This window comes from Anaerobiospirillum thomasii (assembly GCF_900445255.1).
GTDB lineage: Bacteria > Pseudomonadota > Gammaproteobacteria > Enterobacterales > Succinivibrionaceae > Anaerobiospirillum_A > Anaerobiospirillum_A thomasii.
Map to the genome: position 1 here is coordinate 316,887 of NZ_UAPU01000007.1, position 14,095 is coordinate 330,981.

At 43.2% G+C, this 14,095-nt stretch carries 13 protein-coding genes; 11 read left to right on the forward strand and 2 right to left on the reverse strand.

Annotation, left to right across the window (positions count from 1 at the left end):
* Positions 1-3: 3 nt before the first annotated feature.
* Positions 4-1,569 carry an AbgT family transporter gene (locus DRZ93_RS08665; protein WP_113746367.1) on the reverse strand — a complete coding sequence of 522 codons (1,566 nt, stop codon included), beginning with the start codon at positions 1,567-1,569 and terminating at the stop codon, positions 4-6.
* A 563-nt stretch (positions 1,570-2,132) separates the two neighbouring features.
* Between DRZ93_RS08665 and sstT the strand changes: the two genes are divergently transcribed.
* From sstT to trbL, 11 genes are all read left to right on the forward strand, one after another.
* Complete coding sequence (gene sstT, locus DRZ93_RS08670) at positions 2,133-3,398, forward strand: serine/threonine transporter SstT (protein WP_113743955.1); 1,266 nt, start codon at positions 2,133-2,135, stop codon at positions 3,396-3,398.
* Positions 3,399-3,644: 246 nt separating this feature from the next.
* A complete protein-coding gene (locus tag DRZ93_RS08675; protein ID WP_113746368.1) occupies positions 3,645-4,586 on the forward strand; it encodes an ATPase, T2SS/T4P/T4SS family in 942 nt (313 codons plus the stop codon).
* Between the two features lie 12 nt (positions 4,587-4,598).
* A complete protein-coding gene (locus DRZ93_RS08680) occupies positions 4,599-4,910 on the forward strand; it encodes a TrbC/VirB2 family protein (RefSeq protein ID WP_113743953.1) in 312 nt (103 codons plus the stop codon).
* A gap of 3 nt (positions 4,911-4,913) precedes the next feature.
* A complete protein-coding gene (locus DRZ93_RS08685) occupies positions 4,914-5,207 on the forward strand; it encodes a VirB3 family type IV secretion system protein (protein WP_113743952.1) in 294 nt (97 codons plus the stop codon).
* A complete protein-coding gene (locus tag DRZ93_RS08690) occupies positions 5,204-7,639 on the forward strand; it encodes a TraG/VirB4 family ATPase (protein WP_113746369.1) in 2,436 nt (811 codons plus the stop codon). The genes DRZ93_RS08685 and DRZ93_RS08690 overlap by 4 nt, the downstream gene beginning before the upstream one ends.
* Entirely contained in the window at positions 7,599-8,291 is a 693-nt protein-coding gene (locus tag DRZ93_RS08695; RefSeq protein WP_172458150.1) for a VirB8 family type IV secretion system protein, read from the forward strand. The genes DRZ93_RS08690 and DRZ93_RS08695 overlap by 41 nt, the downstream gene beginning before the upstream one ends.
* On the forward strand, positions 8,257-9,198 hold the full coding sequence (trbG, locus tag DRZ93_RS08700) for a P-type conjugative transfer protein TrbG (protein ID WP_113743949.1): 942 nt from the start codon (positions 8,257-8,259) through the stop codon (positions 9,196-9,198). The genes DRZ93_RS08695 and trbG overlap by 35 nt, the downstream gene beginning before the upstream one ends.
* A gap of 3 nt (positions 9,199-9,201) precedes the next feature.
* Entirely contained in the window at positions 9,202-9,702 is a 501-nt protein-coding gene (locus DRZ93_RS08705) for a hypothetical protein (RefSeq protein WP_113746370.1), read from the forward strand.
* The gene (locus DRZ93_RS08710; protein ID WP_113746371.1) at positions 9,699-11,114 is read left to right on the forward strand and encodes a TrbI/VirB10 family protein; all 1,416 of its coding nucleotides are present in this window, start codon (positions 9,699-9,701) and stop codon (positions 11,112-11,114) included. The genes DRZ93_RS08705 and DRZ93_RS08710 overlap by 4 nt, the downstream gene beginning before the upstream one ends.
* Positions 11,114-11,875 carry a hypothetical protein gene (locus DRZ93_RS08715; protein WP_113746372.1) on the forward strand — a complete coding sequence of 254 codons (762 nt, stop codon included), beginning with the start codon at positions 11,114-11,116 and terminating at the stop codon, positions 11,873-11,875. Before DRZ93_RS08710 ends, DRZ93_RS08715 begins: the two co-directional genes overlap by 1 nt.
* Positions 11,876-12,808 carry a P-type conjugative transfer protein TrbL gene (gene trbL / locus DRZ93_RS08720; protein WP_113746373.1) on the forward strand — a complete coding sequence of 311 codons (933 nt, stop codon included), beginning with the start codon at positions 11,876-11,878 and terminating at the stop codon, positions 12,806-12,808.
* A gap of 135 nt (positions 12,809-12,943) precedes the next feature.
* Here trbL and DRZ93_RS08725 read toward each other — a convergent pair whose 3' ends face one another.
* Complete coding sequence (locus DRZ93_RS08725; protein ID WP_113743943.1) at positions 12,944-13,714, reverse strand: hypothetical protein; 771 nt, start codon at positions 13,712-13,714, stop codon at positions 12,944-12,946.
* Positions 13,715-14,095: the final 381 nt, after the last annotated feature.

Sequence of the window (14,095 nt, forward strand, 5' to 3'; positions counted from 1 at the left end):
ACTCTATGGCAATGGCTTGTCGTAGGTATAGCCACTGTCAAAGCCCAGTGGAATCTCAAGCATCCAGAAGGCATAGAGCACAGCTGTAAGTACTATCATAAGAGCCACTGTATATGGAATCATCATCGAGCACAGTGTTCCCACACCTGCATTCTTGGCATAACGCTGACAGTACATAATAAGCAGCGGATAGAATGGGAAGAGCGGTGTTGATACGTTAACCGAGCTGTCAGAGACGCGGAAGGCAGCCTGTGTAAGCTCAGGTGAGATGCCAAGCATCATAAGCATAGGCACGAAAATGGTGGAGAGAATAGCCCACTTTGAGGTAGCTGAGGTAATAAGAATATTAAGCATACCTGTGAGCAAAATAATACCAAAGAGGGTAATACCAGATGGCATACCCAGATCGCGCAGGAACTCAGCTCCAGAGATGGCAAGCAGTGCACCTATATTTGACTGTCCAAAGACATATAAAAACTGTGCTGCAAAGAAACAGAACACAATAAAGGACAGCAGCATGCGCATTACATTTTCCATTGCCTTAATCACATCAGTGGTGCTCTTGAATGAGCCTGAGGCAATACCGTAGACAAGACCAGGTGTTGAAAAGACTAAAAACAGAATTGGCACCAGACCCTGCATGACAGGAGACTGAGGTGAGGTTAAAGAGCCATCAGGGGCGCGCATGATGGATGACTCTGGATAACAGATGGCAAAGATCAGAGCTAAAAGAGCAAACTCGGCCCAGACAGCCTTGCTAAAGGCCTTTTTCTCATGCTCGTGCAGATCATGAATGGCAAGCTCAGGATCATCCTTGATGTCATTGTCAACAGGCATGGTCTGATTAAGTCTTGGCTCTACAATCCTATCTGTTACATACCAGCATGAGAGAATAACAAAGATGGTGCCGCCTAGGGCAAAGAAGTAATTACACAGTACATTGACCTGATAGGCAGGATCAATGGTGTGGGCTGCAGCCTGTGTAAAACCCTGCATTACAGGATCGATAATTGATGGAGTGAAGCTTGCTGTAAAGCCGCCTGCAAGACCTGCAAAGGAGCAGGCAATGCCGGCTAAAGGATGACGGCCACAGGCATAGAACATTAAAGCTGAAACCGGCATAAGCACTACATACACACTGTCTGAGGCTAAATGGCAGAATACAGCCACTGTAATAACTGCCGGGGTCAGATATTTTCTTGGGGTAATGCTCAAAAGCTTCTTTAAAAGCACATTGATAAAACCAGAGCCCTCTGCAATACCAATACCCAGTGTAGCCACAATGGTAATGCCAAGAGGCGGGAAGGCCATGAAGTTTGACACTGACTTGACCATAAGATCAATAATATTGCCAGGGGCCAGCATATTTAAAATGGCAATCTTCTCTCCGGTTTTTGGATGCACATAATCAAAGTTGATATATGACAGGGCAAAAGAAAGAATAAGCGCAATGATAAGGGCATAGATAAAGAGCATGGTAATGTGCGGAAGTTTATTGCCTGCTCTTTCAATAAAGTTTAAAAAGCGGTTTAAGGCGCTCTGCTGTGAGGTATCAATATTTTCTGACATATACAAATCCTGTGTCTGTACAATTTAGCTTCACAATTATAGCAAAAACAGACTTAATGATAAAACGTATCACCAAAATATAACAGCATTAAGGCCATATACGTAAGCTTTGTATCATGTTATGCATCAAAATAATGCATGCATCGGCCACCAGAAAACATGCTTGCTTTTTCTCCCAAGGCCATCTTACACACTGCCATGCCCGCAGCTGACAGTGCATTCTGTATTACAAAAGCACTATAGACTTTAAGATCTATAAATTAAAAAAGTGCATGTACTTTGATAAATAGTGCAGTATCTGCATTTTATACAGATAAAGGAATGTGGTGATATTTAAGCGGCACATACAAAAAAATCTTTTGCAATAAGTATGATTTTTATCTAATGCAGTCTACATAAAACCCATCTGACATCACACTTTGCCTTAATCATTTTTGAACAAAATCAAGGAATATTCTGTTAAACCTTCTAATCTTGCACCATTTTAATGCATAGTTAGGTTATACCTATACATATATGTATAATTAGTCTGATTTTTATTTTTGCAGATAAAGAGTTTTACTATGTCAGAATCAAGAAATCCGCAGGCACTTTTAGCCAGCACCCTCAACAAGGTGCCGTTTATTATGCAGATCCTTGCAGGTCTTATCATCGGTGTCATCATAGGAGCCATCTATCCAAACGATCACACTGTTCTTCCAACTATGGGATCTTTATTTGTAAAGGCTCTCAAATCGGTTGCCCCTATTTTGGTTTTTGTGCTTGTAGCAGCAGCCATTGCCCGTCATGAAAAGGGCACACAGAGCAATATGCGCCCTATTGTGGTTGTCTATTTTATCTCCATGGTGCTGGCCTCTACCCTGGCCCTGTCCATGAGCTATATCTTCCCAAGCACCTTCTCAGAGCTTGCCAGTGCCGCTGATGACTTAAGTCCGCCACAGGGTATTGCCGAGGTTTTAACCAACTTTGTAAATCAGGCAATTGACAATCCAGTCACCGCTCTTATGAACGGCAACTATATTGCCATTTTATTCTGGGCTATTGCTTTAGGTCTAATGTTCAGAACAGCTCATGACAATACCAAAAAGGTACTTGAGGATTTAACACAGAGCGTAGCTGGTGTGGTACGTATCATCATCCGCTTTGCCCCACTTGGTGTTATGGGTCTTGTCTACTCATCAGTGACACAGGAAGGCGGCTTTGCCAATCTTTTAAACTATGTACACGTACTTTTAGTACTCATAGGCTCCATGCTGCTCATTGGCTTTGTGCTAAATGCCGGCATTGTCTATTACATGACACGTGAAAATCCATATCCGCTTATTTTCACCTGCGTTGCAAGATCAGGCGTAACAGCCTTCTTTACCAGATCATCTGCAGCCAATCTGCCTGTAAATCTGGCCTTATGTGAAAAACTCAATCTGCCACGTGAAACCTATACCATCTCTATTCCATTAGGTGCCACCATCAATATGTCAGGTGCTGCTGTAACCATAGTTATCATGACCATGGCAGCTGTACACACCCTAGGTATTGAGGTTGACTTCTTCTCTGCTCTTTTAATGTCCATCTCAGCTGTACTGTGTGCCTGTGGTGCCTCAGGTGTAGCCGGCGGCTCATTAATGCTTATTCCTCTTGCCTGCTCCATCTTTGGTATTGGCAATGATGTAGCCATGCAGATTGTAGGTATTGGCTTTATTATCGGTGTGCTGCAGGACTCAACAGAAACTGCCCTCAACAGCTTTACCGACGTGCTCTTTACAGCAGCAGTATGCAAGAGAGCACAGAGACTGCAGAAAAAGGCTGAGCAAAAAGCCGCAGCTCAATAATATTTCATGTTAAAATCTCAAAAAGGCTGTCACAAGACAGTCTTTTTTTTTCACACCAGGCTCTAGCACCAAAAAGCATATATCTAAGGCTTGAGGCCATATCTGTTTTAAAAATATAAATATTAAAAAAACTCACAATATCAGTCCTTTATCCTGACTTTTTTAAATTTTCCCCTCAAAGTTCACCTGCCTTTGCAGTCATAAAAAGTTAAATCTCTATACTCACTCATACTTTTTGAGGTAGCTATGAGTGATATTAAAAATTTAGGTGAGAGTTTTTTAAAGTCGCGCCTTGGCGATGATCTGTGCTCAATTCTTGAAGATGAGAATATTGAGGAGATTATGCTAAATGCCGATGGCAGCGTATTTATAGAGGCGCGTGGCTGTGGCATGCACAAGGCTATGTCCTTAGATGCTCTGCGCTCTCAGAGCATTATAAGAACCATGGCCACATTCTTTAATACAGAGATAAATGCCCAAAATGCCATAGTCTCAGGCCATATGCCCTTTTACAATGCCCGCTTTGAAGGTGTGCTTCCGCCTTTGGTAAAAGCTCCTTGCTTTAGCATAAGAAAGCATGGCTCACTGTCTTTATCCATTGAGATGTTAAAGGATAATGGCATGTTGACTGACAGGCAGCTTGAGATTTTATGCAAGGCATTGAGTGACAGGCGCTCAGTTATTATCTGCGGCGAGACCAGCTCTGGCAAGACCACACTGGTCAATGCCATGCTCAATGAGCTTTTAACCATTGCCCCCTATGATCGTCTGCTACTTTTGGAGGATACTCCCGAGCTTACATTATCCTGTGACAATCACATCTGTCTTTATGCCAATGATGCAAGCGATATGTCAGCACTGGTGCGTCAGGCCTTAAGGTTAAGACCTGACAGAATTATTGTAGGCGAGGTGCGCGGCGCTGAGGCCCTTGATCTGATTGATGCTCTGTCCACAGGTCACAGCGGCGGACTGTGCACACTGCATGCAGGCTCCATTGAGCAGGCTTTAATGCGCCTGGTACTTTTAATCTCGCGCCACAAAAGCGCCCCGCGTCTTATAGAGCCGTTTTTAACCCAGGCTCTTGATCTTATTGTCATTTTAAAAACCAGACCCGTACGTCATATAGCAGATATTGCCTGTGTCACAGGCTATGACAACGGCCGTTTTATCTACCACAGCATAGTTTAAGGAGAAATATATATGCTAAAGCTTTGTGCCCTTATAACCTTTATGTATGCCGCATTAAATACTGCCCTGGCCTCTCAGGCAAGCTCAGGACAGTCATATCTGCCCTATGAGTCATGGCTTATTACACTGCAAAAAAGCCTGACAGGCCCTGTAGCCTCATCTGTGGCTTTAATAGGCATTGTCTGCTCTGGCGCTACCTTAATTTTTGCCGGCGGCGAGATTACACGCTTTATGCGCTCTTTAATCTACATTGTACTGGTTATGACCTTTTTAATCGGCGCCAACTCCCTTTTAACCAACTTTTTCAACGGAGCTGTGATCTGATTTATGATAAAGCGCCATAAAAGCGTACAGGCTTTGCTTGAGCATCAGAAGTTTTTAGGTACAGATCGTGAACTTACCATGTTTATGCTGCTTATTTTAATTGCCATAAATATGATTGCCCTTAGCATCTCTGTCACCTTAATAAGTCTTGTGCTCTTTGCACTGTGCTATGGACTTTTATACACCATGGCGCGCAATGATCTGCTCTTGCGCAAAGTGTATATAAGATCGCTGCGCTACAGCTCGCACTACAGAGCTCAGGGCCTTATGTTTGATAAAGGCGGTTTTAGAAAATGAGTGATATTATTATCGCCCTGTCTTTAGCTGTTGCGCTTTTAACAGCAGTTGCCGCCTTGATTACAGTATACAGGGCACGCTATTTTAAAAAGGGCACTGATACAAGTCCTGCCTTTTGCGATCTTCTAGATTATGCCTTTATAGCAGATAACAACGTTATTGTGCTCAAAAACGGCGCTCTTTTGAGTATTTTTGCCATAGAGGCAGATGATCTGAGCCATGCTGCAGATGACAGAGTCAATGAATGTGTCAGGCTTTTACAGAGCATGGTGCACAGACTTGATGGCTCTTTGTGTCTGCACTTTGATCTGCTGCGCGACAAAGATACAGACTATAAGCCTTTGTTTAAAGGCAGCAATGACTTTGCCCGTATGCTAGATGCCAGGCGCCATGAAAAGCTCCTGTCCGATGGTGTCTTTAAAAACAGTTTTTACATAGGCATAAGCAAAAAAGGCCGGGGCTTTGATGGCAATGTGCTAAAGGGTAAAAAAGAGGTGTCGCTGCAAGGAGAGCTTGAATCTTTCAGAGCCACTTTATCCACCCTGACACGCACCCTTGAGCATTTTGCCAAAGTAAGAGCGCTTAGCCTTATTGAAAATGAGTCTTTTACAGGTCATGAGGCTGTAGATTTTATTTTCAAATGCATCTATGACAGGAATGTGCATCTTAGCTGCGCACAGTCTGACTTTCTTGATCTGACCTTATCCCCCTTTGATGTAAAGGTTGATGATCATATTGAAATTGAAGGTGAGAGAGTGGCTGTCATAGCCATTGAAGGTCTGCCCTATGAGAGCTTTTTTGCCATGGCCGACACTCTTGGCTCGCTGCCCTTTGCTCTGCGTCTTAACCTTAGGTATATGGCCTTTGACTCTGTCATATCCGCTCTGTATCTTGAAAAATACAGACGTATGTGGTCACAAAAGTCAAAAGGCTTTTTTGCCCAGCTTACCGATACACACAGCTACAGGGAAAACCGTCATGCCAGTGACAGTATAGAGGAGATTGATGAGGCAAAAGCCCAGCTTGACAAGGGGCTCTCGTGCTTTGGCTCCATGTGTCTTAATCTTATTATAAGAGATACAGATGCCAAGCGCCTTGATGATAAAAAGATGCTTATCTTTAAAACCCTGGATGCCATAGGCTTTAAGGGCCGTGCTGAGAGCGTCAATGCCATGGAGGCCTTTTTAGGCTCACTGCCTGGGCATATGTTTGAAAATCTAAGGCGCCCTATTATCTCATCCACTGTGCTTTGTGATCTTATACCGCTGTACACTGAGTATACAGGAGAGAGTGTATCGCCAAATACTCTGCCAGGTATGTTATCCCCTCTGTGTCAGGCCATAAGTGATAAAAAACAGGCCTTTTATTTAAATCTGCATGATAAGGATCTGGCCAATACCCTGGTCATTGGCCCGCCTGGATCTGGCAAATCAGTGCTTTTGGGCCATCTTATCTTAAATCTGCTGCGCTATGAGGATATATCTGTTGTTATCTTTGAAAAAGGCTATTCCTTTTATGCTCTGACCAGGGCCCTTGGCGGCAGCCATCTTGAGCTTAAGTCAAAAGATGCACAGCTGTGCCCTCTTTATCATTTAGACAGTACCGAGGATATGGCTCTGGCGCGCGATTATATTGAATATCTGCTGCGCCTTACAGGTATGGAGTTTTTAAAAGAGTACAGAGATGATATAGATACAGCTTTAAATCTTACAGCACAGCTGCCGCATTATGAGCGCACGCTTACAGCCTTTTGCTCCTATCTTAATAAAAGACAGCTGCTTGAGGCCATGCAGCCTTATCTGTCAGTAAGCGGTTTTGTCTCGCCTCTTGATGGCTGTGATGATCTGTGTCTTGACAATAAGGTCACAACTGTGGAGCTTGAGGGTCTGTTTGAAAGATCGGATATCTCAGCCGGTGCCATTTTACGCCATTTGTTCAATCTTGTTGAAAGAATGAGAGTCAAGGATAAAAAGCCCAAGGCCATTGTCATTGATGAGGCGTGGCTGGTGCTAAAAGATGAGCTTTTTGCAAAGCAGCTTGTCTCCTGGCTCAAGACTCTGCGCAAGGATAATATCTTTGTCATTCTTGCCACACAAAGTGTAGATGATCTGATGTCAAGCTCCATCTCGCGCATCTTTTTAGACTGCATCAAGACACGCATCTATCTGCCAAATCCTGCTCTTGGTGAGAGCAGATACAGTATTAAAGCCTATGAGGATATGGGTCTTAATGACAATGACATTAAAACCATAGCCAGGGCTGTAAATAAAAAACACTATTATTTTGTCAAAAACTCAAACAAAGCCCTGATAGAGCTCAATCTTACAGACAGCGAGCTTAAGCTTCTGTCTGTAAGCGGGGCTGCGGCTGTGGATGAGGTTGACAGATGCTATGCAATTTTTGGAAATGCCTTTTATGAACATCTTGCATGAATATCAGGGACTTTTAGCTATAAATCAGGCGCATAAGACGCTAAAGCATCAGGTTTTTATAACTGTTATATGTCTTTTAAGTCTGTCACTTGCGCTTATTGCCTTTGCCACCTGCCTGTATATCTATACGCACAAAAGCATTGTGCCTTATGTTATAGGCGTTGACAGTCATGGAGTGGTACTTGCCAGTGACAGGCTGCAAAAGGCTGAAGCCATACCCAAGGCTGCCATTGTCACCGAGCTGTGCTCTTTTATAAAAAATGTGCGTCTTATCAGCAGCGATCAGGATGTGCAGAGTCAGTCTGTAATTAAAAGCTATGCCTATTTAAAGGATAAAAACATCATAAATGAGCTTAATGACTATTTTATAAAAAACAATCCGCTGCAGCTGTCTGAAAGTCAGAGGCGATCTGTGGCTATAGTCAATGTGCTCTATGGCTCAAATGGCAGTGCGCAGATAGATTTTGTCGAGACTACAACCTCACTTGACAGCGGGGCGGTTAAAGACAGAACCATGCGGGCGCTTTTAGTGTATGAAATAGATCTTGACAGCGTCATCTCCACAGAGGGCATGCTGTTAAATCCTTTAGGTATTTTTATTAAGGAGTACAGTGTAAGTGAAATTATTGCCACACCGCAGACAAGATATTAAATATATTGTGCCAATTTTACTTGCAGTTAGCAGCGCACAGGTACATGCCGACAGCGCCTATGACAGCTATGCGCAAAACCCAAACGGCGGCAGTTTTTTAAATGACAGCGACTATGAGACTCTGCAGCAGCTAAAGGACAGAGACAGACGCGGTGTTGATGGCCTGGGCCTTAACGGCTCAGCCTCAAGACCAGGTCAGGTAGTCTTCAGCTACGGCTCAAGTCAGCCCTCTATTGTCTGTGCCATACTGCATCTGACCGATATTGCCTTTGAACCGGGCGAGGTTATAAATTCAGTGCAGATTGGTGATGCGGCAAGATGGTCTGTAGATTCAGCTATCTCAGGCTCGCCTCAGGGACAGGTCAGTCATCTTATTGTAAAGCCCCTTGATACTGATCTGTTTACCTCCATGATAGTGGCCACAGACAGGCGTACCTACAATTTAAACTTAAAATCAACGCTAGATGATTTTATGCCATCTGTTGTCTTTATCTACCCGCAGCAGCAGTTAAGCTCGCTTAACTTTAAAGCCCCGGCCCTATCGCGCATGCCATCTGGTGCCGATGCTGTATCGCGCCCTTTCCCTGCAGCCTCGGTTAAAAAAGTGGCCAGGCACAGGCGCAACTACACCTTCGAGCTTGAGGGTGATGAGGAGATCATGCCGCTTGAGGTCTATCATGACAATGTACAGACCTTTATAGAAATGGACAGACGCACTTTACAAAAAGGCGCTCCGGCCCTGGTTTTAATACAGGAGGGCAGAATGTTTCAAAAAGACAGCTCCTCTGTTATCAATTATCGTCTTGTAGGCTCAACCTATGTAGTCGATGGAATTTTCAACAAAGCAAGATTGATGCTAAATGACTATGGCAGCAATCTTCAGGTAGACATTATCAACAAAGGATAGAAAATGCTTAAATATTTAAAGACTCTGGCGCTTGTAGGCCTTAACAGCGCTCTTTTATGCTCTTGCTCAGTTCTTGATAACAGCAAGGAGACTGCAGAAACAGCCGCAGCGCTGCACAATGCTAACTTTATGCTCTTTGATGGAACACAGGGCTATTGTTTAAGCTTTGATTATGATCTTATTTTAAAAGATGCGGCCACATTTATCCGCACTACAGACAATCTTGGCTCACTTGACTATGTCATTGATGATACAGACAGCAAAGGCTTTATCTACCGAGCCCTGCTGCAAAAATACAATGTAAGAGTAAGTCCCTATGAGAGTGATGACAGCAGCAGCGCCTTTATCACCTTTAAGGAGAATGACAGCAAAACCGAGCTTTTTATGCTCATTGAAACCCCATATGGCAGTATAAACCGACTCTATGGCAAGAATGCCCATCAGACCTTTGCCCTCTCTGCCTTTAATTTTGATGCCACAGGTCATGACGGGGAAATGGCATGAGTTTAATGCTGTATGATAAAAAGCGCATCAGGCTGATTATTGCCATTATCATCATGCTTTTTGTGCTGCTCTCTGTCTATGCCATTTTTATTGTGCACACAAGATCTTTGACTAAAGAGCCTCAAAAGACATCAGATGTTCAAAAAAGCAGCATGAATATGGCCAATCCCCTGCTTGAGACCTTAAAAAGAAACTCTGGTGTCAGCTCTTATTATCTAAAGGATGATGAAAAAAAAGATAAGGATGCCCTTGAGAGCTTTGAGCAAAAGCTTTTAGGCTCTGATTTATTTTTACAAAACAGCTCTTTGAGTGCAGATCCTAATGAAACTTTAGAGTCACACAAGCTGCAAAGCAATGTGCTTTTAGATGAGCTTGATACAAACTACAAAGAAAATCTGTCACAGCTTAATGACTCTCTGTCACAAAATAAGATTGATACTGACATAAATACCTATGTCTATGACAGTGGGGTAGAGGATCAAAGCCTGCGCAGGAGTATGTCACAGGATACGCAGTCTTTGTATGATAAGCGCATCAGTGCCTTTAATGATGCAGTTAAAAGCTCCTCGCGTCTTAATATAGGACAGAGTGGTGGACTTGCTGCTGTCAATGACAGGGCCTGTGCTGTCTATCCTGTAAATGCTGCAAATACAGCTGTATCTGCAGGATCTCTTTCAGGCGGCGCTGTACATCAGAGTACTTATCCATCATCAGGCCCTATCCTGTCTGAGGATAAAAACAAGGCCATAAGTACTCTTGATGGCTATAAGGTACTTGAGCATAATAACTATACCCTTAAACACAAGGTGCAGACTGTAAGCACCCCTTATCTTTTAAGACAGGGAGCAGTACTGCCTGCCATCTTGCTTACTGGTATAAACTCCTCATTGCCAGGACAGGTAAGTGCGCAGATAACACGCAATGTCTATGATACGCCTACAGGACGCTATCTTTTAATTCCGCGCGGCTCCAAGCTTATAGGACAGTACAATGCCTCACCTGCCATGGGAGCTGAGAGGGTGATGTTAGGCTTCAACCGCCTTGTCTTTCCAGATGGCAGAGCCCTTGATTTAGGTGCCATGCCTGTCTCTGGCAATGATGGAATGGCAGGACTTGAGGCTGATGTTAATACCCATCTTATGCGCCTTTTAACCTACTCAGCCCTGCTTGGCACCATAAGTGCCTCTGTAAGCATAGCAGGAGGACGTGAGTATGATGACAACGGACGTGTGACAGGCTCCTCTGCCCTGTATGAGGCTTTAACTCAGAGCCTGGGTGCTGCCTTGTCTGAAAGTATAAGACAGAATATGGCCATTGCCCCAACCCTTGAGGTAGGCAGCGGCTATCCATTCAACCTGACACTTACTAGTGATATTTATTTTGATAACAGCTACAAGGATTATAACTACTGATGCTATACCGTTTTTTAAGCCTGTGGGCTTTTTGTGTATTTGTCTTTATGGGGCAGCTGCCTTTTAACACAGCTTACAGCAAGGGCAATAATGATGCCCAGGTTATGGAATTTAAAGCAGCCACCTTTGCGCAGTGGGCTCATGATAACAGCAATCAGATAGCCAAACTCAATGAACAGTTAAAGACCAATGAGCTTTTAAGAAGCGATATGGTCATGAGCCATAAGCAAAGCTGGGAGCGTGTATCAAAGCTTAACAGCGATTCAATTAAAATTCTGACCGCCTCGCATGCACTTGCCGATGAGATGGAAAAAGGCAGTGCTTATCTTGTATCTAAAAGCCGCAGTAAAGTCATTGCAAGCTGTCTTAAAGACAGCAAATGCATGCTGCAGGAGAAGCTAAGATCATTTGACGAGGTGGCCTCAATGCGCTCTGAGCGTGCCATACATCAGGCGCGTATGGTCAAACAGTCTTTAAAACAGCAGATCCATGAGCTCTCACAGCTTAGCTTTGAAGGTCGCGATGCCACCAGCCGCTCTGATGCTCTTGATACCATGGCTAAAATCAATGCCCAGGCCGGATCTTCCTTAATTGCCCTAAATGATCAGTTTGCCTCTGTGGTTGAATTTTTAAGCCTTGACACAGCTACCAGGGTGCAGGATAAAAATATTAAAAAGGCCATGTCATCAAGGCTCTATGCCAGACTCTCAGGTCTTGAGCCTGATTTTGATTTAAGCCTTAAATCAAGGATGGGCAGATAAGTGAAGCTTTATCTTTATACAGCACTTGCAGCGCTGCTTTTAGCGCTGCCATCTGTCAATGCCCAGCCCATAGACAGTATGCATGTGCAGCAGAGCATAGATATTATTTTAAAGCACACAGCCTCAATACGCACTGATATTACAGCCTTTGCCATGAAGACCTTTTATTATCTGTGCGGTATATCCTTTGTGCTTACAGGAATAAAGCTTATCTTCAAAGACAGCGATCTTAGAGCCTTTTTTCATATACTTGTAAAGTACATGCTTATCATAGGCTTTTTTAAATATATTATTGAAAACGGTCCTGAGATTGGAGCTGCCATTATTGACTCGCTAAGTGCCATAGGCGCCTCGCGCACCTCACATGCCTCGCCCTATACCATGCTTGAGATGTGTCTTAATGCCTACTCCTCGCTCTCAAATATTGATTTTGATATCTACAATATTGCCGATGTCTTTGTCATCAAGACCACAGCTATAGCCTTTTTAATCTTAAACTTTCTTATTGTGGTGCGCTATATAGTAAGCTATGTCAGCGCCTATATGCTCTGCGTGCTAGGTATTGCCTGCCTGGGCACTGCAGCTCTGTCAGCTACACGCGATATTGCCATCAACTATATAAAATCCATCTTTGCCTCAGGCCTTGAGCTCTTTACCATAGCTTTTTTATGTACAGTGCACAAGGATATTATCAAAGACACAATATCCCTGCTCAAAGAGGATGGAGCTCTTGATAATATAAGATCGCATATGTTTTTAATCTTTTTATCACTTTTGATGTACGCTCTGTCAAAGACCCTGCCCTCTATGCTCTCATCTTTAGTCTTTATGACAGGACAGTCTCAGAGTATGCCGGGGGCCGCCTCGGCCCGCTTTGGTATTAACTTTGGCTCAAACTTTATTACAAGGGCACTGACTCTTGTTAGAAAATAGACATAAGACAGGTCTCAGAGCGCTGTGCAAATCTGTATAACAGCCAGAGAATCAAGAGATCTTATACATTTATGAGAGGATTAAAAAAGCCTGCATTTTTTCAAAGGCAGGCTTTTTATAATCAGATAAGGCAGATTACCATTTCTTTTTATCGCCAAAGAGCTGATCAAGCTCTGAGACTTCTTCTTTTTCTGTCTCAATCTTCTTTTGAACAGTCTTCTCGCCCTTATCCTTAACCTCGCGTTCAATATCGGCTGCAATCTGTGACAGGATAGAGCTCTTCTCCATCAGCCACTCATCCTTGATGCCTGATTTTCTTATAACATCAAGACCTTTTTCAATAAGCTGACGGCATGAACCTACCTGATGCAGACGCTTGAGCTCAAGCACAGTCTGAATCAGATTGGAAATATTAACCTTGATAACCAAAAGTGACAGGCGCTTATCCTCTTTCTGACATAAGACAGGATCAACAGGGGTGCCTGATCTGATTTCTGTATAGATAAGTTTGCGCAGACGGCGGATAGCACGCAGCTGACCTACTGCCACCACATCATTTTCAGGAGTTCTAAAGGCAATATCCTCGCGGAAGTTGGCGTTGACATCGCGTATCATCTGCTCCTGCTCAGTGATCTTCTCATTGATATGTTTTGCATGAGGATCCTCCTGCAGCTTGCGCAGTGCATTTAAAATTCTATAGCGCAGGATCAGAACCAGAGTTTTTGAATATGGCAGCTGAGCCTGATTCATTAACAGCTCGTCTGCATCAGATATGACATTTCTTGCCCGGTTGAACATCATACGCTGATCTGCTTCCTTTCGGGACAGATAATCAGAGTACATGTTGTACATAATCAGCAAGAATGTTGCCAGAACGATAAAAATTACTGCAATAGTTATAAACATATCAAACTCTATACTAGGTACATATCCTTAATTGACGGTAGGATATTTAAAAACTTTAGCTCTATTTTAAACCAGCTCAAATTATCGACCTAATTTAAAAAATTGTCACCTTATGCCATTTTACAGGCACAATTTTCAAGCAGAGAGCATGTGACAGCTAAAAACTTGGCGGCGACATTCTGACATTTTTACATATAAAAAATGCTGTTTTTTTAGTATTTTAAAAGATTGTTCTTTATATAACAATATATTCAATACACTCCAAGAAAATTTTAGCGGATCTGCCCCATTGTTATGCTCTAAATTATGTGTCCTGTGGCATAAATTGATTTTTTAGCTTTTTTTTAGACATCAGACGATCTACAATCAAACTAATAATTG